Genomic DNA, 23,131 nt, shown 5'->3' on the forward strand with positions numbered 1-23,131 from the left:
CGTAATACAGTTACAATTAGGTTCCAAACTAAAAATCATTTAGTTTCCAAAACAGATTCTGGAAAATGGAGATACCAATGACGGAATTTTTTTCAAAATTTAAAACAATCTCTAAATCCGAAAAAAAAATACATTCCCCCATTACTGCACCGAATAAGAACAAAAATAATTCAGATTCTTCAACGAAAAAATGGATCTCCGGCAGTCTGTTGATTCTAATGCTATTACTCTTTAGCTCGATTCTTTCATTTCACTTGAAACAGACCCGGCAAAACGCAACAAGACTTGAAATCACCGCACGCATGCAAACACATAATCAGCGGTTGCCCACGGCCCTTCAGCTTGCATTCTCAGGCCATAAAGCCGCTTATATACAGATACAGGACAGTCATAACAGAATCAATCAATATATTAAGCTGTTATCACAAGGCGGCTACTTGCGTCAAAATTATGTTGCGCCCATTACCCATGAAAATCTGGTCGTATTTCTAGAAGAAATAATTAAGAACTGGCAATCTGTAGAAGTAAAAATTCAATTGTTTCTCAGTAACCAACAGAAGCTCATCAGCCTTGGCGAAGCGGTTAGTGAAGTTAATTCAACTAGCAGAGAATTACATCAAAAAATAGAGCAGTTGATCGATCGCTTCACGCAAATCGGCAATTTGTCTGATGAATTAGGTACAGCAACAGCCATGCGAACACTCATACAAAATGTTACGCGCAGCGTCAATGTCAGCCTGTCGAGCAAGCTTCCAGTATCGGAAATAAAAAAACAATTGGCGCATGATCGCAAACAGTTTTCTGCCATTTTGCAGGCATTCAATCAAGAGCACAATCTACTGAATCTTTCAGCAGTCAGTGATCAAGATATACAGGAAGTTTTGCCTAAGATTAAATCGTTGTTCATAAAAATTGACAATAATATCAATACAATTCAGACTGAAATTTCAGATGTTATGACGGCCAAAGCCGCCGCTAACGAAACCATTCACAAGAGCGAAATAATATGGAACGGTGTCGCAGCGCTAGACCAGGCCTTGCAGACATATGACGCTGACAACACTGATTTAATGGTAAAAATACATTACGGACTCCTTGTCGGTGCTGCGCTATCGTTGCTTGCATTTATATATACATTGCGTAAAAAGAAGTACAGTGAACCGCAAATCAATTCATACTCAATGGACGGCACACAGAAAGCCATGTTACAACTACTAGATGACATGAAAAAAATGGCTGATGGAGATCTCACGGTACGCACAGTAGTAACAGGAGATATTACGGGAGCAATCGCTGACGCTGTTAATTATACCATTGAAGAGCTGCATTCATTGGTTGAACAGGTCAACAAAGCCAGCGCTCAAGTGGTTAACGCATCCAGTCAAGCACAGCGTGTTTCCACCGAACTATTAGCTGCTGCACAACAGCAATCATTAAAAATTGAAGAAACAACCGTCGCTGTATTAAACATGGCTGAATCCATCGGCGTAGTCTCCGACACCGCAACAGAATCTACAGAAGTTGCCAAACAATCACTCATCACTGCCGAAAAAGGCAACACCGCAGTACGCGAATCCATTGCCGGCATGGATAAAATTCGCACACATATTCAAGAAACATCAAAGCGTATCAAACGACTGGGGGAAAGCTCACAAGAAATCGGCGAGATTGTCTCACTGGTTTCAGATATTACTGAACAAACCAATATTCTTGCGTTAAATGCCGCACTCCAGGCAACGGCAGCCGGCGAAGCAGGACGTGGTTTCAGCAAGATTGCACGGGAAGTTCAACGGCTCGCAGAACGTTCAGCAGAAGCCGGCAAACAAATCAGTCGATTAATCAAAATGATTCAGAGCGATACATACGACGCCATCGCCGCCATGGAAAGAAGCACACTGGAAGTCACCAAAGGCACCCAAAGATCAAACATAGCAGGACGCGCACTGGAAGAAATCGAAACAGTATCCAGACGCCTCGCGAATCATGTTACCAATATTTATGACACCACCCATGTTCAGACAGAGGAAGCCAATAAAGTCATCAAGAATATGGAAGAAATACTACATATTACTCGGCAAACAACACATGGAACCCAACAGACAACTGCCTCGGTCAAACAAATTTCAGGTTTTGCTTCAGAACTTAAGGCATCCGTATCTAGCTTCAAAATTTAATTTTATTAATTCTAAAATTCATAGTCCTATTCGATCGATCAATGCATACTCCAAAAAAGCTTAATATCTCATCCATCGCAGGAATGATTGAAGGAATTCATGAAATTTTTTCATTAATTGAACAAAACCTGGATACCTATAGCCAGAATCTAAACGACTCCAAGCAGATTGATTCATGCGGCATCTACATCCACCAGTTAAACGGATTGTTTAAGATGCTCGAATTAAACAATATTACTGTAATAACTGAGAAAGCTGAGCAGCTTATCGCAACGGCCGACAAACAAAATGATTTCGGTACGGAAAGCATAGCTGTAATTAAACGCACCATGCGTGCCTTGCTTAACTACTTGGACGAACTGGTTAACGGTGCCGAGGAAAATCCACTGCGTCTGTTTCCAGCTTACCGAGATTTGATGCAGTTACTCGGGCATCAACAGGTATCCGAGGTTGATCTATTTTATCCCAGTTTGACCGCAAACCCGCCCCTCAAGCCCGAATTAGTCAACACCGATGCTTCGCAACTCAAAACGCTGGCCAAACAGGCACGCGCCGAATATCAGACTGGTTTGGTTCAATGGCTAAAAAAAACAGACAGCAATAACAACCTAAAAAAAATGCATAATGCGATCAATCAAATTGAACAATTTCCAGGCCCGACTGAACAACGCGCTTTCTGGTGGGTAGCTACCGGTTTTCTGGAAGGCCTGTTATCTCAGGAAGAATCGAATATCGAACTATCAAGCCGCAGATTATGCGGAAAAATTGAACAGGTATTACGTCATTTTTCAGCAGACTCACTTCAGGATCTATCGCAACTCACACGCGAGTTACTTTACCAGATCGCAATGCATTATCCATCCTCCACAAGCGAACAAATTGCTGCGATCCGCGATGCATATATCTTGCCGCGAATAACAGAATCCAGCTCGACTGATTTACCCTCCGCAGAATCACAGCAATTCAGTCTGCAGACAATGCGCGAAACGCTAAAGCAAACCAATGAGAACTGGCAAGCATTTTGTTCCGGCGAGCATGATGATTTTGCGCCATTTGTAGACAGCATGGCTCAATTGCGTGATCAATCAATGTGTATCCCAATCCCGTGCATGCCCTTGCAGCAGTTAATAGAATCCATCAATAATGCGGCCAGATCGCTGCAGGCGCTTCATGCAGACCCATCGGAAATTAACGAAGCTGCAACAATGGAGATCGCCACTGCACTGCTGCATTTAGAAAGTATCACGGAGAATTTCAACAGACTTCCGGATGATCTATCAAAACAGATTGAGGCCATTTCCACACGACTATCAAAAATTGCTAAAGCCGATGGAATGCTTGATGAGCCACAGACTGCAACTTCGTTAGGTGAAATCAAGAACCCGGCACTCAAAAATATAACGCAAATACAGACTGTGCAGGAAATTCTCATTAATCTTCGACAAATCGAAGAAACAGTGGAACAATTTTTACAAACCCCTGCTGAGCGTACTTCACTATCTGAACTAACGTCTCTATTCAAACAAACTTCCGGTGTTCTCAGCATGCTGGATTTGCATCGCGCCAATCATTTGCTAAATCTCTGTCACAATCTGCTAAAAAAATTTTCTGATCCAGACTATGGCTTACTTCAGGATGAGCAGAAGCTGTTTGTCGATGGATTGAGCAGCCTGAGTTTCTTCTTGGAAGCTTTTAAAATTGATCAGTCGACAAGCAATCGAGTTATAGAATCCGCGATCGCGATCCTTGAAAATGCTGCTAAACAAAGTGTCCGACCCACATCAACCACTATCGATTCATTAGACATCGAATCCGATTTTAGAGAAAAAGATACTATCGAAACTGCAGTCAGTCCGGACGAATTTGCGGAACCCAAGACTAAAATTGATTCTGGAGTTGACTCGGAATTACTGAGTATTTTTCTGGAAGAAGCAGACGAAATCCTGGTTGAAATTGCTGGGTATATCCAGAATTGCCAATCAAATACCTCAGACTTGGAATCATTAACTGATATCCGACGGGGATTTCACACGCTCAAAGGTAGCGGCCGTATGGTTAAACTGGAATTTCTCAGTGAAGCAGCGTGGATAATGGAAAGAACACTGAGCAACTGGCTCAATGAAAAAAAACAGGCATCCGGTGAATTAATTGATTTGATGGCATATGCACATCAAGCTTTTATCGGATGGTGCAACAGTCTTAAGACTTCAGGTAAAGCAGAAATTCAATTGGAGAAGCTGCGTGAGCGAATTAGTCAATTAACCGAATACGATAAAAAAGAACAAAGTGCATCGCCTGGATCCATACCAACCGATCAGTCAGACGATACTGCTCCGCCTAAAATCGCCATTGCTATTGGCAGCATTTCCATACCCGCCGATCTATTTGAAATATTTGTAATTGAGTCAAGGCAGCATTTGGCCACGCTAAATCAAGAGCTAAAAACACTTCTGACCGCACATCCGGCCAGAATTAGCCAACCACTTACGCTAGCAGCCCATACACTGGCCAGTACTTCACGTGCTTTAGAACTGGGTTTCATTGCCGATCTAAGCAGCAAACTGGAAGAATGGCTATCCCAATTAAAAGAAACAAACACACAAATAAAAGAATCTGACACACAGCTGATACAAAACTGCATACTGCAACTAGATGAGCTGTTATACAAAGTACATCAACAAGAATTTCCTGATGAAACTGACTTACAGCTTGCTCAACTCTTATCGCAGGAAATAACGAAACACCAGAAACAGAATCGAAAGCAAATCGAAACGATTCATCTTTCCGAGCCCATCAACTTAAGCGAATACAGAGTTAAAAAAGTACCACCTTTCATACAACAAAACGAAATCACATCTGGAAACGCTCAAGAAGAAATTTCGAGTGATACGCTAGACAATATCAGCACTGAATTGCGTCATGTTTTTCTTGAGGAAGCGAAAGACACCATTCCTCAAATCAGCGCGAAATTACGTGCCTGGCGCATCCTGCCTCAAAACGATGAAATCCACATCAGCATGCTCAGACTCCTGCATACACTAAAAGGCAGTGCACATATGGTCGGTGCCCAACAACTGGGAGAATTAATCCATACAATGGAAGGAGAAGTTGAACAGGCATTTAACAACCCCGTTGTTCCGATTTCCTCCATAGAAAAGGTCGAATATGATTTCGATCAATTATGCGAAAGAATAGAACTATTGCAAGCTGAAGAAGTGAATACAGAAACCGCTGTTACTGTGAATATTGTTGACATTTCAGATGCAACAGATACTGCAATAGCTGATTCGTCCATTGCAACGTCATCTGGAACACCTGAACTCAATAGTTCCTCTACTCCTGCACTTCCAGCCTTATCTGAAGCAAAACCAGAAGAAACACCTCAATTCGGCAATGTGCTGCGGGTTAATGCAGAACTCATAGATCGTTTGGTCAATGAATCCGGCGAGGCTAGCATTATCCGTACAAAAATCGAAACACAACTGAATAGTTTCAAACAATCACTTCAGGATTTGACAGAAAGCATCGACCGCCTGCACGGTCAATTACGCGAAATTGAAATTCAGGCAGACACACAAATACAATCTCATATTGCTCAACAACAAACCAGCGAACAATTTTTTGACCCACTTGAGCTGGATCGCTTTACGCGTTTTCAGGAACTGACGCGGCTCATGGCGGAAAGTATTGATGACGTCATGACCGTCCAAAAAAATCTGAGCTCGACTCATAACGCCGCAACCGAAACAGTCGCGCAGCAGGCAGCCATCAACCATCAATTACAACAGGAACTGATACGTATTCGTACAGTACCATTTGGAAATATTTCAGAGCGGTATTATCGTGTTACCAGAAAAACAGCCAATGATCTTGGTAAAAAAGTGAATCTGACAATTCAGGGCGAAGAAATCGAAATAGATCGCAGTGTTCTGGAGAAAATGAGCGCTTCGCTTGAACATATCCTACGTAATGCGATTGCTCATGGCATTGAAAAATCGGATCAGCGCACCCGGTCCGGCAAACAGGAAACTGGTCAGATCAAAATAGATCTCTATCAGGAAGGTAACGAAATCATTATTACAGTCAGTGACGATGGCAGCGGCCTAGACCTAGAAAACATACGCAAAGAAGCGATCAAGCTAAACCTGATCAACGAAAATGAAAATCTGGATGATGATCAGATAGCTGCACTGATTTTTTCTCCAGGCTTGACTACACATAGTCAAGTTACTGATACTGCCGGTCGTGGTATTGGTATGGATATCGTACAAAATGACATATCCGGATTAGGTGGTCAAATAACAGTCAGCTCGAAAAAAACCAAGGGAACTGTATTCCATATCCAACTGCCGCTAACGCTGGCAGTTGCGCAATCTTTTCTTGTGTCTGCTGGCAATCAAATTTTTGCAATACCCACCCCAATTGTTGCACATGTTCAGGAATTGAATCCCGATGCCCTTCAATCAGCATATCAGGATCAACAGATACATTTTGATGACGAAACTTACCCCTTCACTTACTTATCATTTTTTCTCGGACAATTGGAGCAACGACCAGAAACAAAAAGACATAATCATACACTTTTGCTGCATAACGGTGATTTGCGCCTTGCGGTACATGTTGATGAATTAATAGGCAATCGTGAAGTCATCGTCAAAAACACCGGCCCTCAGATTATGCATGCGCCAGGCGTTGAAGGCGCAACCGTAACCGGAGAAGGCAAACCAGTGCTTATTCTGAATTTACTTAAACTGTTACAACGCCCCGATGTACAGCAAATTCTTAAAACTCCTGTTTCCGAAATCATCACCACATCACCCGAAAAACAAGAATCTACGGCAACGATTCTTGTTGTCGATGATTCATTAACGGTGCGCAAAGTAACCAGCCGATTACTGGAACAAGAGGGTTATGAGGTCTTTACCGCAAAACAAGGTCAGGAGGCCGTTGAAATAATCTCACTAATCAAGCCAGACATCATTTTATCGGACCTTGAGATGCCCAAAATGAACGGTTTTGAGCTCATCCAAAACATTCGTAACAACCCTGAGACAGCTCATATACCCATCATCATTATTACTTCGCGTACAGCGGATAAACACCGCCAAATGGCCAAGCAACTGGGCGCTAACGAATTCCTTGGCAAGCCTTATAAAGAAGGTGATCTCTTGAGCCACATCTTACGCTATGTCTCAAAACAGACATAACAGTATTCACTTTCCACGCATAAACATTTTATCCAGACCTGCCATACTCATTTCAAACCAGGTTGGCCTCCCATGATTGCATTGATCAGCACGCTCAGTTGCCTCCATTTCGCGCAACAATGCATTCATTTCAGCAATTGTCAGCACTCTGTTAGCCCGAACCGCACCATGACAAGCCATTGTTGCAAGCATTTCATTACGCTTGGCCGTCAAAACCTGACTGGCGCCATAATCACGCATTTCACCCAGCAAGTCATGGATTAGTTTGACGACATCAGCTTTTTGCAATATTGCCGGCACCGCGCGAACTGCTAATGTTGTAGGAGACAGCACTGCGAGCTCAAATCCGATTTGTTCAAACACCCCCAGATTTTCTTCAACAAATACAACATCCGTACGATCCGTTTCAAAGGTAACCGGGATCAAAAGTGGTTGCGATGCCCAAGCATGACCATCCATCGCTGTCTTCAGTTTTTCATACATAATGCGTTCATGCGCAGCATGCATATCCACAATAATTAAACCATTATTGTTTTGCGCCAGTATATATACACCATGCAATTGCCCCAATGCGAAGCCAAGTGGTGGAAAATTCTGTTTTTCATTGGCTATTGAAGTCAGTTCTGATGTTTCACGCTTAAGGGACGTTTCCGTTTCTATGTCTGCACCAGAAATATTGAAATCCTTGTCTGCAGCACCCAATAAAGATTGATAGAATCCCGTCGATTGCGCGATTTTCTCCGTGTTAATCGAATGATGCTTTGGATAATGTGGTATAGATTTAGTGATAATGGTATCAGTCAAACCAGCTTGCACTTCTCTGGATGACGCAGATAATGATTTATTGATGGAGTGAAAAATGAATTGATGCAAAGCGCGTGGATCGCGAAACCTGATTTCGGTTTTTGTCGGATGCACGTTAACATCCACATCTGCAGGATTTATTTCCAGAAATAAGACAAAACTGGGATAACGATCCAAATGCAGCACATCCCGATAAGCTTCTCGTATTGCATGCGATATCAGCTTATCGCGCACAAACCGATTATTTACGAAGAAATATTGTTTGTCACGTGATGCGCGTGAATAAGCTGGTAAAGCAACAACGCCATGAATATGTATATCAGCAGCCCGCTCATCTATGGACGAAACTGACTGTACAAATTCATCGCCCAACACCGATTCAATGCGCTGTAATATATCCGCGACACGAAATTGATAGCGAAGCTTCCCATTATGATGTAAAGAAAATTCAATATCTGGCCGTACCAAAGCCATACGCTTAACTACTTCTTCACAGTGCGCATATTCGGTAGCTTCAGTTTTCAGGAATTTTCGTCTTGCGGGAATATTTGAATATAAATCACATGCATCCACCACCGTTCCTTTGGTTAAAGAAGCTGGCTGAGGCTGCGTAATTGACCTGCCATCGACCTGTACTTGCCATGCATGAACCTGATCTGCTTTTTGACTTGTTAATGTCAAAGTTGAGATAGCTGAAATACTGGCCAGTGCTTCGCCCCGGAACCCTAAGCTCGTGATATTCTGCAGGTCTTCTAAGGTACTGATCTTGCTTGTACTGTGACGCGTTAATGCGGCCATTAACTCATCTTTGGCAATCCCGACACCGTTATCGGCAATACGCATCTGTTTGATGCCACCTTGCAAAAGTTGCACAGCAATCCTGGTTGCATCAGCATCAATGCTGTTTTCTATAATTTCCTTGAGTGCTGAAGCCGGACGCTCAACAACCTCACCAGCCGCGATTTGATTAATTAATAATTCCGGAAGGGGCTTAATAGTCGCCATAAAATTGTACAATTACAAAACATAAACATTATAATGATCTACACGCATTATATTAATTTTTAGTTGATAATTATAAACAATGACACAAGATGAACAAAAACGGGCAGCTGCTGAGGCTGCTATCAAGCATGTCCCAATCGGATGCATTATTGGTGTAGGAACCGGTTCGACCGCAAATTATTTTATAGATGAACTAGCCAAAATAAAACATAAAATAGATGGGGCTGTGGCAAGTTCAGATGCTACGGCCAAACGCCTTAAATCCCATGGCATTGAAGTCATTGACTTAAATAATGTCGACGACCTGCCAGTTTATGTAGATGGTGCAGATGAAATTACGGAGCATTTACATATGATTAAAGGTGGCGGTGGCGCACTCACTCGCGAAAAAATTGTAGCGGCCGTTGCTAAGAAGTTTATCTGCATCACCGATGAAACCAAGCTCGTGAATATACTCGGCAACTTTCCACTACCCATAGAGGTAATTCCAATGGCACGCAGCTATGTGGCGCGCGAAATTACGTTATTAGGTGGTCAGCCTGCATTGCGACAGAATTTTATTACTGACAACGGCAATATCATTCTGGATGTGCACAACTTACAGATACTAAACCCTGTTGAGTTGGAAACAAAACTTAACCAGATAACCGGGATTGTAACAAACGGTCTTTTTGCACAACGCGCCGCTGATATTTTATTATTAGGGACAGTCGAAGGCGTCAAAACAATATCTTACTAAAAATGACGTTTTGAACATTTCACACATCACACTTTAGATATACTTAATATCTAAGAAAGGCAACCCATGGTTAACAAAGAACACTTTTCCAAACAATTTGACGCCGACCTTGAAGAAGCACGCACACGTGTTTTACAGATGGGTGGTTTTGTAGAAGAACAGATAGAACGCGCCATGGAAGCACTTACGACCGGCAATGACGAATTGATTGACCAGGTCATTGAATATGATCACCGCGTCAATGCAATGGAAGTGGCAATTGATGAAATCTGTAGCCAGATTATTGTTCGCAGACAACCGACCGCGATTGATTTACGCATGATCGTGATGATTATCAAAACCATTACAGATCTCGAACGTATCGGGGATGAGGCGCAAAAAATTGCAAGAATGGCAAGACTGATTTATACGAAAGACCGATTGCAGACACCCCGTTTTACTGAGATCAAGCATGTCGCCAGCATCGCCATGGATATGGTAAAAAAAGCCCTTGATTCCTTCGCGCGACTAGACCCAAATTCAGCCGCCCAAATAGTACGTCAGGATGAATTCGTCGATGAAGAATTCCGTTCAATTATGCGTCAGCTGATTACATTTATGATGGAAGATCCGCGTAAAATATCCACATCGATAGAAATTTTATTTGTTGCCAAAGCAATTGAGAGAATTGGCGATCATGCAAAGAATATGTCTGAATATGTTGTATATATGGTAAAAGGAAAAGATGTACGCCATGTCACAGCAGAAGAAATTGAACGAAAAATACGGGAATAATCAAATTATCACATTCAGATGTATAAGAAAATTATCGATTCCAGCAATCCGCAACATTACCTCCGGCACCCTGCAACCCTGTATTTGTCAGTGTAAGCGTTCCACAGACGTCACCTGCCATGGTGCCGGCCGGCACTGCCTGTAGCGTAAATGTTGCGTTACCGACGGCCTGAAGAGTAACGTTGTATTGAACAGCGCCCGTTCTGGGTGACTGGGTAATTGGCAGTGCCACGGCATTACCAGCCAAATTTTGATCGTACCGATTGTTCTCTGTATAAAACTGCTCCATAAACTGCGCGTTTTCGTGAAGTATTGTTTTGGCCACAGCCCGGTTCGACTGTCTTACATAGTTCTGGTAAGAAGGTAAAGCGACAGCGGCAATAATGCCTATAATAGCTATAGCTATCATCAGCTCTATCAGGGAGAAACCCGTTAATCTGTTTGATTTCATACTCAATCTCATATCAATTCACCTTAATTTTGTCTAATTTCCATTGATTGTTCTGCCAACGGCGTTACTTGATATAGATAATGCACTGCAGATACATCCTGTATCCTTCGCTTGCTATTGTATGAGCTCTCGCCAGGTAATTCGTCCGCGAAGTCCCGCAGGCCCTTTTGTGGCAGGTGTCTTGACTAACGTACCATCGGCCCTTGAAGATATCAAAACATCATCCAGGTGCCCTCTAATCCTTGTGACACCACCTACAGAAAAACCTATCTCCACACCTGCTGATAAGCCATCATTAAATCCAATAATGCCATTTCTGTTAATATCAAATGCAGGAAAGGGAAGCATTCCACCAGTTAAGAAATCAACTGTATTCACAAACCCTCTTCCACCAAAGTCGCATGGAGATGTGGAAGGAATAATCGTTGCGAAAGTAAAAAGGCCATCTTCTAAACCGGGAATCCCTGTCAATCGCTCACCACTCACAGGCAAATCAAAGTACCAACCTTTTGTCGTTGCTGAATAAGATACTGGATTCTGTGTAGCTGTTCTGACCGAAGCATCTGTAATTACTTGCTGCACCAATTCTCCGACATTGACTGTTGTTGAAGTATTATGATCCCAAACTGCATAAATAGTTTGGACGTCAGTGCTTGTAGTGTCGCCCGTCTCTAAATACTTACCTGTACCAAATAAAACCAACTGGCCGCCATTTGGATGCAGACTGATTACTGGCGGCGCAATAATGGGTTTACCAGTTCCTGAAGTAAATAACGGCAGACCACCGATCGCCACATTCCAACTCGAAGGTGCAGCAGAACTCACATCAAATTTCCATACATTACCCTTGATGTCACCCGCATAAATGACATCGACTGAACCGTCCCCATCTGAGTCGAATGGCATCGGTGTTGAAAGACCATTACCAGAGCCTGTACTGGCTACAAGCTTGATATAATCTGTGCCGAGTGTCCAGCTACCGTCTTCTCCGCCTGTCAGGAAAAGAATATAAAGCACCGCCTTACCATTATTACTGTTATATCCATTCCCGACAACGGCTGCCCATTGACCATTTTTCATTTTCACAATTTGTTTGGCCTGACCTGTAAATGGATTTACAGGCGGTTGGTTGTAGCTGTAGCCCATGTCAACATCATCGGCATCTGAGAATTCCCAAAGAACCAAATTAGCAGCATTAGCAGCAGTAAAAGTAGGCGCTGATTGCGATGCATCCGACGGATTAGTAACATCTAGCGCATAAAAACCCTTGCCACCACCGTTTAGACTGCCGATGAGCACGCTTTTCCAACTTGCTGTAACACCGATATATGCATCAGCCACCATGGGAGAGCCATCAACAAAGTAACGGTGTCCAGAATGATAATCCTTGTCAGTCAATCGGCTTAAATTATCATAAACCATACTGGGAATATACGTTATCAATTCTTTGCCGGCATCCGCGGCACTGCAACCCGGTGTAACACCGGGAATACAAGCATTAAAACCATGCAAAACGCCGTCATTGGCACCAACATAAACAATCGGAAGACGATTTTTAAATGCAACACTGAAGGCAGCATAGCCAGGATGGTCTACATCGGAGTAGCCAGCACTGGGTTTACCCACATAGAAAGGCCCTGAGTTAACAATATCTCCAAGCTTACTCGTAGTACGCGTCCGGAATTTATTCACGGTAGACGCGCTCGCACAACTGAATGTTCCACCCGCCCCCTCATGCGTGCTGCCACCACGTAAAAAAGCAATTCTTTCCGGGCCGCAATTATCGACACTACCCGCAGCATTTTTATCAAGCAGGTTTTTTTGAGCGGTCGTCAGATTGGCATATTCAAATGCAACACCATCAGTATTACCTTTGGTAAGCACAACACGCGTTACAGGATTAACAGAAGCGGGCGCAAGTGAAACCGAACCGGCTTCCCATTCGGTAGCACCCAGAGTACCATTAGCATCAATCGGAACGGACAATAACTGCCCACTCCAGTCGCCACTGTTAAATTTTGCCTGGTAAATACGTCCGTTCGTCATCAGTGAATTGGAATTGGCTGCCACCGCTGATGCTGAACCTGTCCTTGCAATTATAGTAGAAAGCGTATTAGATAACGCATCTGCAAATGTGTTAGGATCAGCCGCGCTGAAAAAGTCCCCGCGACTATTAACGGCAGCATGCCACAGGTCATCTATCTTAGCCGCATCACTTGCAGTTGGATTTGGCCATGACTCCGACCCTGATGGCAGCGCATTCAGCGATCCGCTAACCCCTAATCCCACTGTAAAAGTAACCATATGCTGCCAGAATGCAGGGTCTGAAGGATTAGTCGGCACATTGTTGGGCAAATCTGTGCGCAAATCATTCTTCCAATATTTCATTGCAGCATCCGCTAATGTGTCACTATAAGCATCCGCATAAGGGAGAGACGGCGTATAAGTATAAGTTGCCGGAACTGCCGGTGAAGAATGATTTGTGATACTCGAACCGGACTGATTATCAGAATTATCAAGACCTGATACGGAGCCCTCGGTCCAGTAGCCGTCCGTCATAAGGATGTTATAGTTTTGACGGCATGCGTGTTGTGTTCCTCCATTCGAACCTGGCGATTGTCCCCAGGGACCTTTATCATCAGTTCTTTTGAAATATTCCCCCACGCTGATCATCGCCTCCCGCAAAGGTGTGCCAGCAGCAGGAATATCATGGTCATAAAGATTATTAAAAAAATTCGTTCTGTCTGCACCCGTAAATTGCCTTACTCCACTTTTTATTACTGCTGTCGACACACCATCAATCGTTGAAGAATTTTTGTTAATAGCTGCGAAGCCTACACGCATGGTATTCCCCTGCGTAGCGAATGCTCTGCCGATACCCGCACGTGCCAATAATATGCGAGAACGATAATAAGTATACCAATTCGCAAAATTCTGAATCTCTTCATTATAAGTGCAGGTGGGTGCTGCAACGCAATCCAGACGACCTGACCCACCCACGTAAGAAGACGTTGAAGATTTAATTTGAATCTGCGTGTAACTGCTGGCAGAATTAACATTACCGCCGTTATATTTGAAATACACTGCGGGGTAAAAAGTTCTTGATTGAGTGGAAGAGCGGCTTCCATTATCATTTAGCCAACGCGCACTTTGTGTATTGTTGACAGTAAGATTGCGGCAGCCCGCGCCTGTATTCATGGGGTTGTGTGGCGCACAGGCAGGGCTGGCATTACTCATCAAAGACCCGTCAGCATTACTCCAAGGCAAGTACCTTATAGTGGGATTATAGTAAATCCTGTTAACATTACTGGAACGTAAAGTAGCCGCGTATTTATTAGACGGATCAAAATCAACAACATAATTAGAGTAATCGCTAGGGCCATAAACGTCATCCGCGCGAGGAAACATGTAGCGTACAGACTGAAGAATCAATTCATCCGGCATGATTTCAAAATGCATGGATCCTGAATCGTCCAGCGTAAACATGACATTCGGCGAAATATTCCCGCCTAAAAATAGAGGACCGTTTGATAGTGGTGACAAAGCACGGGCCTGGCTTGCAAAAAAAACAGGGATAAAGAAAAAACAAACAAGCACCAGCGGACGAATCAAACTTTCTTTCATAATTTCAAAATCCTTCTAAATTACCCGTAGACCGTTTACTACGGCCTGAAAATTTCCTGCAATTGAACTTCTGTTCCTTGTCTTGCGCCCTGCGCACGTACAGTAATGCGGTAGTAATAACGCTCACCACTGCCTGGCGGTGTTTTCCTTATCCCTTCGATAATGTAAGTTGGTGCCGCCAGTAAACCTGCAGGTAATGCTGGCGCAGTAAAAATCACACCATCCACGCTGAATACATTCCCTGGCACATAGTTAATAGGGCAGTTCGGTGTACAATAGGTTACCCAAGCCGGATCACCCGGATTACCAGGCTCACTGGGCGCCGGAACGCCCGCGCCGTAGTAGCATAACCCAGATGTACAAGTCGCATCGAAACCGATCACGCCGTCAATTGGGTTAGGGGTATTTGTTGCAGGATCGTTATCACGAATATGCTGTTCTGCATATCGTAACGTCATTTCTGCAGCCTGCAGTGCGAGATTACGGTCTCGCAAATTGCCAGACATGCGCTCCTCCATATTAGCCGTTTTTAACGCTGAAATACCGAACAGAGTCAACACGACCAAAAAAATCAGACCGGTAACAAAAGCCGCGCCCAACTGTTCTTGTCGAGAACAGAATTTCATGATCATGGCAATATATTGACCCGATTACGCAAATTGAAAGTGGCAGAGAAAGCACGTCTCAAACGTCTATCAGCAGGAACAGCTGCAGCAACACCATTACAATCCAGATAATTATTTCCCGCAGAAACTATATTAGTTTTGTCAGAGCGAATCAAAACACATACACGGGCGGTCACCACCTGATTCCAATCGACTGGTACAGCAACATATTGGTTTGCAGATTGGTCGCTGCTTGTATCAATCCCATAAAGAATCTGAAGATCCTCTATATTTTCTACTAAAACTGAACCCGAGGGTGGTGCACCTGGAACGGCCGGTGCGGCCTGGATTATGCCCTGACATCGTAACTGCGCATTGGCGGCATCGAGATTAAAATAATTTTGAATGATGTTATTGTCGCCAGTTACATCAGCCAGTGTCACCGCAGTGCCTTCACAATCTCTGTCATTTACCGCGCCGTCGTACTGAACCGTTAAAGTATCTGCAACACCTGCTCCTCCGTCTGTACCATTGATGGCTATTCCAGAGAAAGCCACCTTGAAGCCACCAAATGGAATGTACGCATGCCCTGCTTGCTTAATACTGCGACCAAGAATTTCTAAGGCGAAACGACCACTTTCTTGAATACGTGCATTGTCCTCCTGCACACGGAAAGCCTGGCGACTGCTAACAAAAACCGTTCCTATGACAAGTAGCAAGACTAAACTTATTGTCGAAGCGATCATTAGCTCAACCAAAGTAAAGCCACGCTGTTTTTCCAGATTTCTGATAATGCATTTTTTTGAAGCTAGAGCTGGTTTCATATTAATCATCTTCATGGAGAAACCCTCGTTAAGAAGCATCGCGTTCCTGCTGGCGCACCACCAGGGCACCCTGGATCAGCTCCTCCGCCCATTTCCTTTTCGGCCCACATTACAGCAATTACAAAACCATTCACCAAATTTCCTGTTACCGTTCCAACTCCGTTAGGCAAGAGTACAGAATTGGCCGCGTTCCACTGCGCGTGATCATATGCCGCTACCTGAGCAGCATCACATTCTGCGGCAACACAATCATTGCTCGCAGGAATAGCTGTTGATAGCGCATCATATGATCCTATACGCACACCGGCCAAATTCGCGCGCATACGATCTGCAATATCATGTGTTTGCTGAACAGCAATAGAACGATAATGCGCCGTGTTATTACTTTTCATACCGGTTGTCACGAGACCAGCCATTCCCAGCAACCCAAAAGAAAGTACCAAAATTGTTACGAGAACCTCAAGCATGCTGACACCTTGCTGCTTATTCGGTCCGACAAGGTTGAGTCTATTATTTATGAACATGCGCCTGTTCCTGTTTCATGGCGCACACGGCCTTGATTACTCAGGACCAATACCTTTGAGGCGGCCACACCACGACTGTCGCATAAAGAAAAAGTAGCATTAAAACCAAGTGAAAAGCCACTTGCCGAAAACGTGACCCGCGCACCATTAGATGCCAGCGTATTACCTCCCGTTAATGCAGAACCGACCTGAATAATCTCCTCACCAGCACCTACAATGCCATCACCATCCGCATCCGCAAAAACTATCCAGCCATTCGACCAGACAGTTCCACCGGTACAGCCTGTCCCATTTGTACTCGGGCAAATACTAGTGGGACCGTTTCTTATGATAGCTTCGTTTTTTGCAAGCATCATTGCTGATGAGAAATGATTGATCTGTGTAATCAATTGACTGTCTTGCACAAATACTCGATAACCAGGTGCAGCAACAGCGAGCAAAATACTTGCCACACTTAACGTAACTAGCAATTCTATTAATGTGAGGCCAGCACTCACCGTGAAGTCTTTTACTTTCTCCATTTGTCTTTTTTATCGACAGCAATTAGAAATATCTATCTGTGTGATTACGGTCAATAATCAAAATTACTTTACTTATTATTAATATCGATTCATTATTTTCATTTTTGACTATATTCCATCCTTCAGATCAAACAGATAAACAGGCATTCATTTAAATAAAGGTAATAACAGATTTTTATACAATAAGTTACCCAGTATTTTAATCTGATTATTGGCAGACCGATTACTCAGGCAAAAGATCCGCTGCTGGTATTACAGAAATTGAATCAGTCGATTACGATGTAATCATCGTTTTCTACAACAGACTCCGTTTACTGGCAGCCTTGAAGCATAAAGCCGAGACTGTGTGAGCCCTGCTACTGGGCATTTTTTTATCAGGTAAGTACGCACTTTTGATTTCTTTGACTATCTGTTAAAGAATATCGCTATTTTGTCGCTATCTGAACAACCGTATTACTTTTAATCACGTCACATTACAAGGCAGTAACGATCGCAGCTGCATCACAATTTATCGGAACCATCTTATTCATGTGTTATTGATTCAGGCTTTGCGACCGAAAACCTACCGAAAAACTGTTTACAGAAACATAGAGAGACATACCTCGTGGAAAACAGAAATAACGAAGCAGCGAAAACTAATCTGCAACAAATGCTTCTGCACCCAGAAAAACTCCCCCCATTGCCAGAAACGGCACAGGCACTCATCCTGTTGCGCAACAACCCTAACGCAAATTTGGATGAGCTCGTCACCATCATCGAAAAAGACCCCGGGTTGGCCAGTTTCATAATGAAATACGCGCGCATGGCAATCTTTGGTTATGGGGAGCGGATCACTTCGGTATGGCACGCCATATCATTAGCACTCGGTTTCAATAGTGCGTTGAATATGGCCACTGGCGTCGCTTCAGCCGGATGTCTCAAAATTACCAATCGTGGGCCGCTGGGACGCATTCGTATCTGGCATCACGCCCTCAAGTGCGCAGCGCTATGCCGTGAGTTAGCCAAAACGATGGAACAGAAGCAATCCGTAGATTCCGGCCTTGCATATTTATGCGGTTTGTTCCATAACTTTGGATATTTACTCTTTGGCCACCTGCTCCCGCAACAATATACTTTTTTGAACGATCTGTGCCTGTACTATCCGGCAAAAGAAACAAGACACCTGGAACTCCAGGTTTTCGGTATTACCCACGATTTTGCCGGGGCCTATTTAATCGAAGCGTGGCAATTACCTGGTGAAATTGTAACGGCTGTTGCCGAACATCACTTTCCGGATTATGAAGGACAACATGCTCACTATGTCAAGCTGGTTGCAGTTGCCAATCGCTTATTACAAAATGAGGGTATTTCCGATGCATGCGATCATATAGAAACGGCAGCATTGCTGGAATGTCTGCAGATACCTGGCCCGGATGCTGAAGCCGCGCTGCAAATGATCGATAGCTGTCTGGATGATTTTGACACACTCGCTACTGATCTGGCGGCTTAAGGTACACTCAGTCACCGCGGCCACCGCAGTTGTCTTAGCCAGCGCTTATTCAGAAGTTCATCGCACAAATATAACACTGCGAAGCATTAGCTGCGATAATGTCAAATTCCAGTCTGGGAAGGTCATTGTCCATTTTCTGCTGGCGTTTTTAATGCCGACATACAGCAGCTTAAGCAAACTGTTCTGGTTCGGAAATCCGCCTTTGGTTTTTGTAAGTTTGCGAAACTGACGATGGATCGCCTCTATGGTATTTGTCGTATACATAACACGGCGTATCGGCTCAGGGTATTTAAAGAAGCCGATAAATTCTCCCATTTGTTTCGCCAGGATTTGATCACACTGGGATACTGTTTTCCCCATTTGGCTTCCAACGCATTCAGCTGGAAACAAGCCAGAGGTCGATTTCACAGTTTTGGGCGTTTATCCATTCTTGCGGTTCGATACATGACCAGACTCAATATGCTGATCAAGTTCTGCCGACAATGCAGCTTCTGTAAGCTGTTTGATCAGCGGTGTTAACATGCCATTCTTGCCATGCAGATCATGGCCAGTCTTTAACGCTGACAGCGCTGCTTCAATCTGGTTGAGTCCTGCTCATCTGTCACTCCTTCGAGATTTAATCACGAGGGAATGAACAGAATTTCCAAAATTCCAAGATTCAAGCTTACTCCATCCATATCAATAACCTATAATTTTACATATCACTTTTAAGTGAAGAAACTATGAGCATGATGTAATTTTCTCAACTCTTGATCTACCACTCCCGCTCAGTATCAATTGTCGACCCAGTCCGTCTACAGCAGGTGCCGCTGGACACAGGGTAAATGTACCTGCTTGTATAGCACCGCTGGTTAGTTTTGTCCTACCCTGTGCATCAAACGAAATATAGTTATCAACATTCCCGTTCCCGGTAAAATTATAGCCAGCTTGCAACGGTAACATGGTCAATACAATTTCTTCCCCACCACCAATAGTGCCATTATTATCTAAATCAACAAAAACAATCCATCCTTGATCCCAACCACCGGAATTATTACAATTTGTACCATCCGAACTTTTGCACATAACAACCCGTCTGTTCCGCTTTATTGCTTCTGATCGCGCCAATGCAAAATTTGAATACATTGAATTGATGTAACTATTTAAACGATTATTTGTCGCAAATTGACTAAAAGATGGCACGCCAATCGATAGCAGGATCCCTAGAACAGACAATACCACCAATAATTCAATTAATGTAACACCACGATTTTTATTGAAAAAAAACCAGATCATTGCTGTAAATACCAATAAGCGCGCCTTTTCACACTGGCTGGCGTCGCAGCCGCTTTAGGTGAGGCACCCTCCAGTGGCGAGTCGGGATTCGCGCCAATAATAAATGGAACAGTTATATTACCGCCCGTCGCAGGGTGGACAACAGTGACCATACCCGCAACTGGAGACGGCGGCAAACCACCACCAGTAATTACACCATACCGGGTGCCGCCAATGGGCCTCGCATCCAGAAATCCCATATTGTAAACACGCGCTTTTCCCAAATTTGTTCCACATAAGCTTGGGTCAGGAAGTATTGGCCCATTGGTACTAAAAGTCACAGTACCCATCGCCACAACCGCTGATGTCACCACCTGTTCTTTATCATGATCCCCACTGCCAAATGCTAAATACCACCCCTTCTTTGCTGCCAAATCAGTTTCGGAAGGTATATTCATATCATCCGGATCAATTGGTAACAATGAAGTCATACAGGCCAGTGCCTGACCATTACAAATTGGCACTTCAGACAACCACCAAGTCGGATCTGCAGGATTATCTTTGATCATAAAAAATGCATTATCTACACTTGTTGTCGTAAAATGGGTAAGCAGAGGATGTTCGCGGTCGCCTGAACCCACCAAAATAGCATTAAAATTGGGTGTCACAACCACCTCTGGCGCGAATAAAAGTTTGCGATTGGCAACACCACCGGGGCATATAGACGTATCACATCCCAATGAAGCGATTTTCACCATAGACCAGTTTGCCGGGAGATCTGCACCCATAGTAACCCGATAAATATTGCCACCGGTGTCCACTGCATAAGCATAATCAGCCAAACCAGTTATTTTATTCGGCACTACAGTTACAGTAGCTGCGACACTTCGCGCTGTAGTAAAAGTTTTTAATAACGCACCGCTATCAGCATCCAAGATATATATCTTGTTACCTTTTAATGCTCCTGTACAAGTATTCAGATCACTTAAAATAGTCCCATCTTCACAGGTATCATAACCACCACCAATAATCAACATGGGTTGAGGCGTACCAGCCACCTCGTAACCAGACGATTTAAACACTTGAGCGGCCGACCATGTCTGCCCAATATCGACAATACCCGCGTTGGTACAGTCTGTATCATTGTTCTGATTTGGACAGCCCTGCCGCCATTTCAGCGCGGGATTAGTTGGCGAAGTTACATCAAAAGCATAAATCATGCGCCCACCACGCCTTTGAGTCGCGTAAAGCCATGTTACACTGGCGCTTTTATGGGCTGTAATCGGTCCATCAAAAAAATAAGGTTTTTGCGTTCCATCATTAACAGTCGGCAACGTAATACCAAGTGTATTATCATACAACCGTTTTAATTTGCCATAATGCTCTGGCGCGATGAATGACCATAGTTCACTGCCTGCGTGAAACGAGCCTATTCCAGATGTTTGATTACCATTAATTGCGTGCAAGAATCCGTCATTGGCACCATAAAAAACTACTACACCTGTGCTACCGCCGTAGTCAACTGCAACAGGCCGTGAATGAACCACATCCCCATGCGCAGAAGGCCTCATTTCGATGGTATTACTATTTCCATTTTCATCCAGAGTATCCTGACCACGCGCCCAATTGATAAGCTTAGTTCGTGCAGCACTGCCGGAAACGCCCAATAAAGATTGCGTAATTGCATTATTCGCAACATTAAAATCTGCCAAACCTGAACAACCTGCAGGGTTGCAAGTTTTAATAATGCGAGAATCTGGTGTAATCGACCGTAATTGATAACCTGCTGCTCCCTTCTCTACAACCTCTCCATCCGGCGTATTGGAGATATCGGAATTTGCAATAGCCAGACATGAGCCATCCGGTTTAAAGGACCAGTATGTGTCTAAATTTGTTGTATTCGGTGTCCAGAAGGTACGTGAGCATTGAGCAATAAACCCGGTATTTTTATTGATCGCAAGTGCTTCATCAGCATCCACCAAATTTAGCGCAATGCCTTCGCCGGTCAAACTTGCTTTAAACTGGTATTGTTTCAAATTACCATGCCAACGTGGCAACGCACTAATATCCGGGCGGAACATACCCACGAAAATCTGATTAAGATGAGTACCCTGCGTATTGACACTCACCGGTAAGCTCGCTGAAGCAAAAACAGTATTTACAGCCTGAATTTCAGATAGAATTCTCTTGATGGCATCTGTTATTTGAGCACCGTTATCAATAGAGGAATTAACTGAAAAATATTTTCCCTTGCCATATGCCGCCATACTTTTTAATAAAGCAGTAAATCCGGGACCTTGACCCGTAGCGACTGGATTAACATCAATGGTATACGTTCTAACCGTTATCGGTGCATCCTTAGCCATATAACGAGCCCATTCATCACCCGGATTGGATTGTGATCCGCTCGGAGAAAGGCTGATTTCTGATGTGTTACCCCCCAGCGCAGCTAATTGTGAATTAGCACTCGCTTTATCTGAAGAATTGTCTTGCGCTGGACCGTTACTGATATAAATAATAAAATTCTTTTGACATGCAAAATCTAAAGGGCTCGTATAGTTACTATCTAAAGATGAACTAAATGCGTTACCAGGCAACGCATAAACAGCATTAGATGCAACTGTACCAGATATATTACCGGCATGATCCCGTTTAACCTTATTGTGACCAGCGTAAGCTTGACCGCCTGATAAATAATAATAAGCTTCGGCCATTGAAACGCCAATTTTTCCACCACTCGATTTATCTGTGTTTTTATCAAAACTATTTAAAAGGTTTAGATAAAGTTGTTTATTCGCGCTATCCATTAATCTGAGTGCAGCACGCACATAAGCACCGTTAGGATTACCATCAGCACCCCCAGATTCAGTAAACATCATAAATCCAAACTTGAATTTATTTGGTTCAATATCATTTAGAACGGTTCTTAACGCATTCATCTCGTTATTAAATGCACTATTCCAGTTTGCCGTATTGTCAATTACAAACAAAACATTCGGAATATTTGCTGCGCCGGGGAGAGTTAATCCGGTAAACAAATCAATATCCTCTGACCAGACAACTGAGCTTACAGTAAGCAACCAAATAGAAAAAATTATTTTATTCATTTTAATCAACATCTTATTTGCTCCATCCA

At 43.6% G+C, this 23,131-nt stretch carries 14 protein-coding genes and 1 pseudogene; 5 read left to right on the top strand and 10 right to left on the bottom strand.

Going from position 1 to position 23,131, the window contains the following annotated elements:
• Positions 1–77: 77 nt before the first annotated feature.
• Positions 78–2,174: a methyl-accepting chemotaxis protein gene (locus tag C8R11_RS05905; RefSeq protein WP_181258176.1), complete on the top strand. Its 2,097-nt coding sequence runs from the start codon at positions 78–80 to the stop codon at positions 2,172–2,174.
• 41 nt (positions 2,175–2,215) lie between these two features.
• Complete coding sequence (locus C8R11_RS05910; RefSeq protein WP_107794901.1) at positions 2,216–7,381, top strand: hybrid sensor histidine kinase/response regulator; 5,166 nt, start codon at positions 2,216–2,218, stop codon at positions 7,379–7,381.
• 6 nt (positions 7,382–7,387) lie between these two features.
• On the opposite strand, the gene mutL is transcribed toward C8R11_RS05910, so the two are convergent.
• A complete protein-coding gene (gene mutL / locus C8R11_RS05915; protein ID WP_107794902.1) occupies positions 7,388–9,190 on the bottom strand; it encodes a DNA mismatch repair endonuclease MutL in 1,803 nt (600 codons plus the stop codon).
• Positions 9,191–9,269: 79 nt separating this feature from the next.
• Here mutL and rpiA point away from each other — a divergent pair, with 79 nt between their 5' ends.
• Both rpiA and phoU read left to right on the top strand, forming a co-directional pair.
• Positions 9,270–9,929, top strand: a complete 660-nt coding sequence (gene rpiA, locus C8R11_RS05920) for a ribose-5-phosphate isomerase RpiA (RefSeq protein ID WP_107794903.1) — start codon at positions 9,270–9,272, stop codon at positions 9,927–9,929.
• 66 nt (positions 9,930–9,995) lie between these two features.
• Entirely contained in the window at positions 9,996–10,703 is a 708-nt protein-coding gene (phoU, locus tag C8R11_RS05925) for a phosphate signaling complex protein PhoU (RefSeq protein WP_090702234.1), read from the top strand.
• Between the two features lie 31 nt (positions 10,704–10,734).
• On the opposite strand, the gene C8R11_RS05930 is transcribed toward phoU, so the two are convergent.
• From C8R11_RS05930 to C8R11_RS05955, 6 genes are all read right to left on the bottom strand, one after another.
• Complete coding sequence (locus C8R11_RS05930; RefSeq protein WP_170841706.1) at positions 10,735–11,154, bottom strand: type IV pilin protein; 420 nt, start codon at positions 11,152–11,154, stop codon at positions 10,735–10,737.
• A 114-nt stretch (positions 11,155–11,268) separates the two neighbouring features.
• Complete coding sequence (locus C8R11_RS05935) at positions 11,269–14,778, bottom strand: pilus assembly protein (protein WP_244907566.1); 3,510 nt, start codon at positions 14,776–14,778, stop codon at positions 11,269–11,271.
• Between the two features lie 38 nt (positions 14,779–14,816).
• Positions 14,817–15,404 carry a pilus assembly PilX family protein gene (locus C8R11_RS05940; protein ID WP_244907567.1) on the bottom strand — a complete coding sequence of 196 codons (588 nt, stop codon included), beginning with the start codon at positions 15,402–15,404 and terminating at the stop codon, positions 14,817–14,819.
• A gap of 2 nt (positions 15,405–15,406) precedes the next feature.
• Positions 15,407–16,222 carry a PilW family protein gene (locus C8R11_RS05945; RefSeq protein WP_244531950.1) on the bottom strand — a complete coding sequence of 272 codons (816 nt, stop codon included), beginning with the start codon at positions 16,220–16,222 and terminating at the stop codon, positions 15,407–15,409.
• Positions 16,219–16,731: a type IV pilus modification protein PilV gene (gene pilV / locus C8R11_RS05950; protein WP_107794906.1), complete on the bottom strand. Its 513-nt coding sequence runs from the start codon at positions 16,729–16,731 to the stop codon at positions 16,219–16,221. The genes C8R11_RS05945 and pilV overlap by 4 nt, the downstream gene beginning before the upstream one ends.
• A complete protein-coding gene (locus C8R11_RS05955; protein ID WP_107794907.1) occupies positions 16,722–17,252 on the bottom strand; it encodes a GspH/FimT family pseudopilin in 531 nt (176 codons plus the stop codon). The genes pilV and C8R11_RS05955 overlap by 10 nt, the downstream gene beginning before the upstream one ends.
• A 604-nt stretch (positions 17,253–17,856) precedes the next feature.
• On the opposite strand from C8R11_RS05955, the gene C8R11_RS05960 reads away from it, so the two are divergent.
• Positions 17,857–18,741, top strand: a complete 885-nt coding sequence (locus tag C8R11_RS05960) for an HDOD domain-containing protein (protein ID WP_107794908.1) — start codon at positions 17,857–17,859, stop codon at positions 18,739–18,741.
• Positions 18,742–18,798: 57 nt separating this feature from the next.
• Here the strand turns inward: C8R11_RS05960 and C8R11_RS05965 are convergent.
• The 3 genes and pseudogenes from C8R11_RS05965 to C8R11_RS05975 form a co-directional block, all read right to left on the bottom strand.
• Positions 18,799–19,121: pseudogene (locus tag C8R11_RS05965) on the bottom strand (transposase); the annotation flags it as partial.
• A 340-nt stretch (positions 19,122–19,461) separates the two neighbouring features.
• Positions 19,462–20,016, bottom strand: coding sequence for a GspH/FimT family pseudopilin (locus C8R11_RS05970; protein WP_107794910.1), 555 nt, complete (start codon positions 20,014–20,016; stop codon positions 19,462–19,464).
• A complete protein-coding gene (locus tag C8R11_RS05975; RefSeq protein ID WP_107795018.1) occupies positions 20,013–23,102 on the bottom strand; it encodes a pilus assembly protein in 3,090 nt (1,029 codons plus the stop codon). The genes C8R11_RS05970 and C8R11_RS05975 overlap by 4 nt, the downstream gene beginning before the upstream one ends.
• Positions 23,103–23,131: the final 29 nt, after the last annotated feature.

This window comes from Nitrosomonas aestuarii, assembly GCF_003046585.1.
Classification (GTDB): domain Bacteria; phylum Pseudomonadota; class Gammaproteobacteria; order Burkholderiales; family Nitrosomonadaceae; genus Nitrosomonas; species Nitrosomonas aestuarii.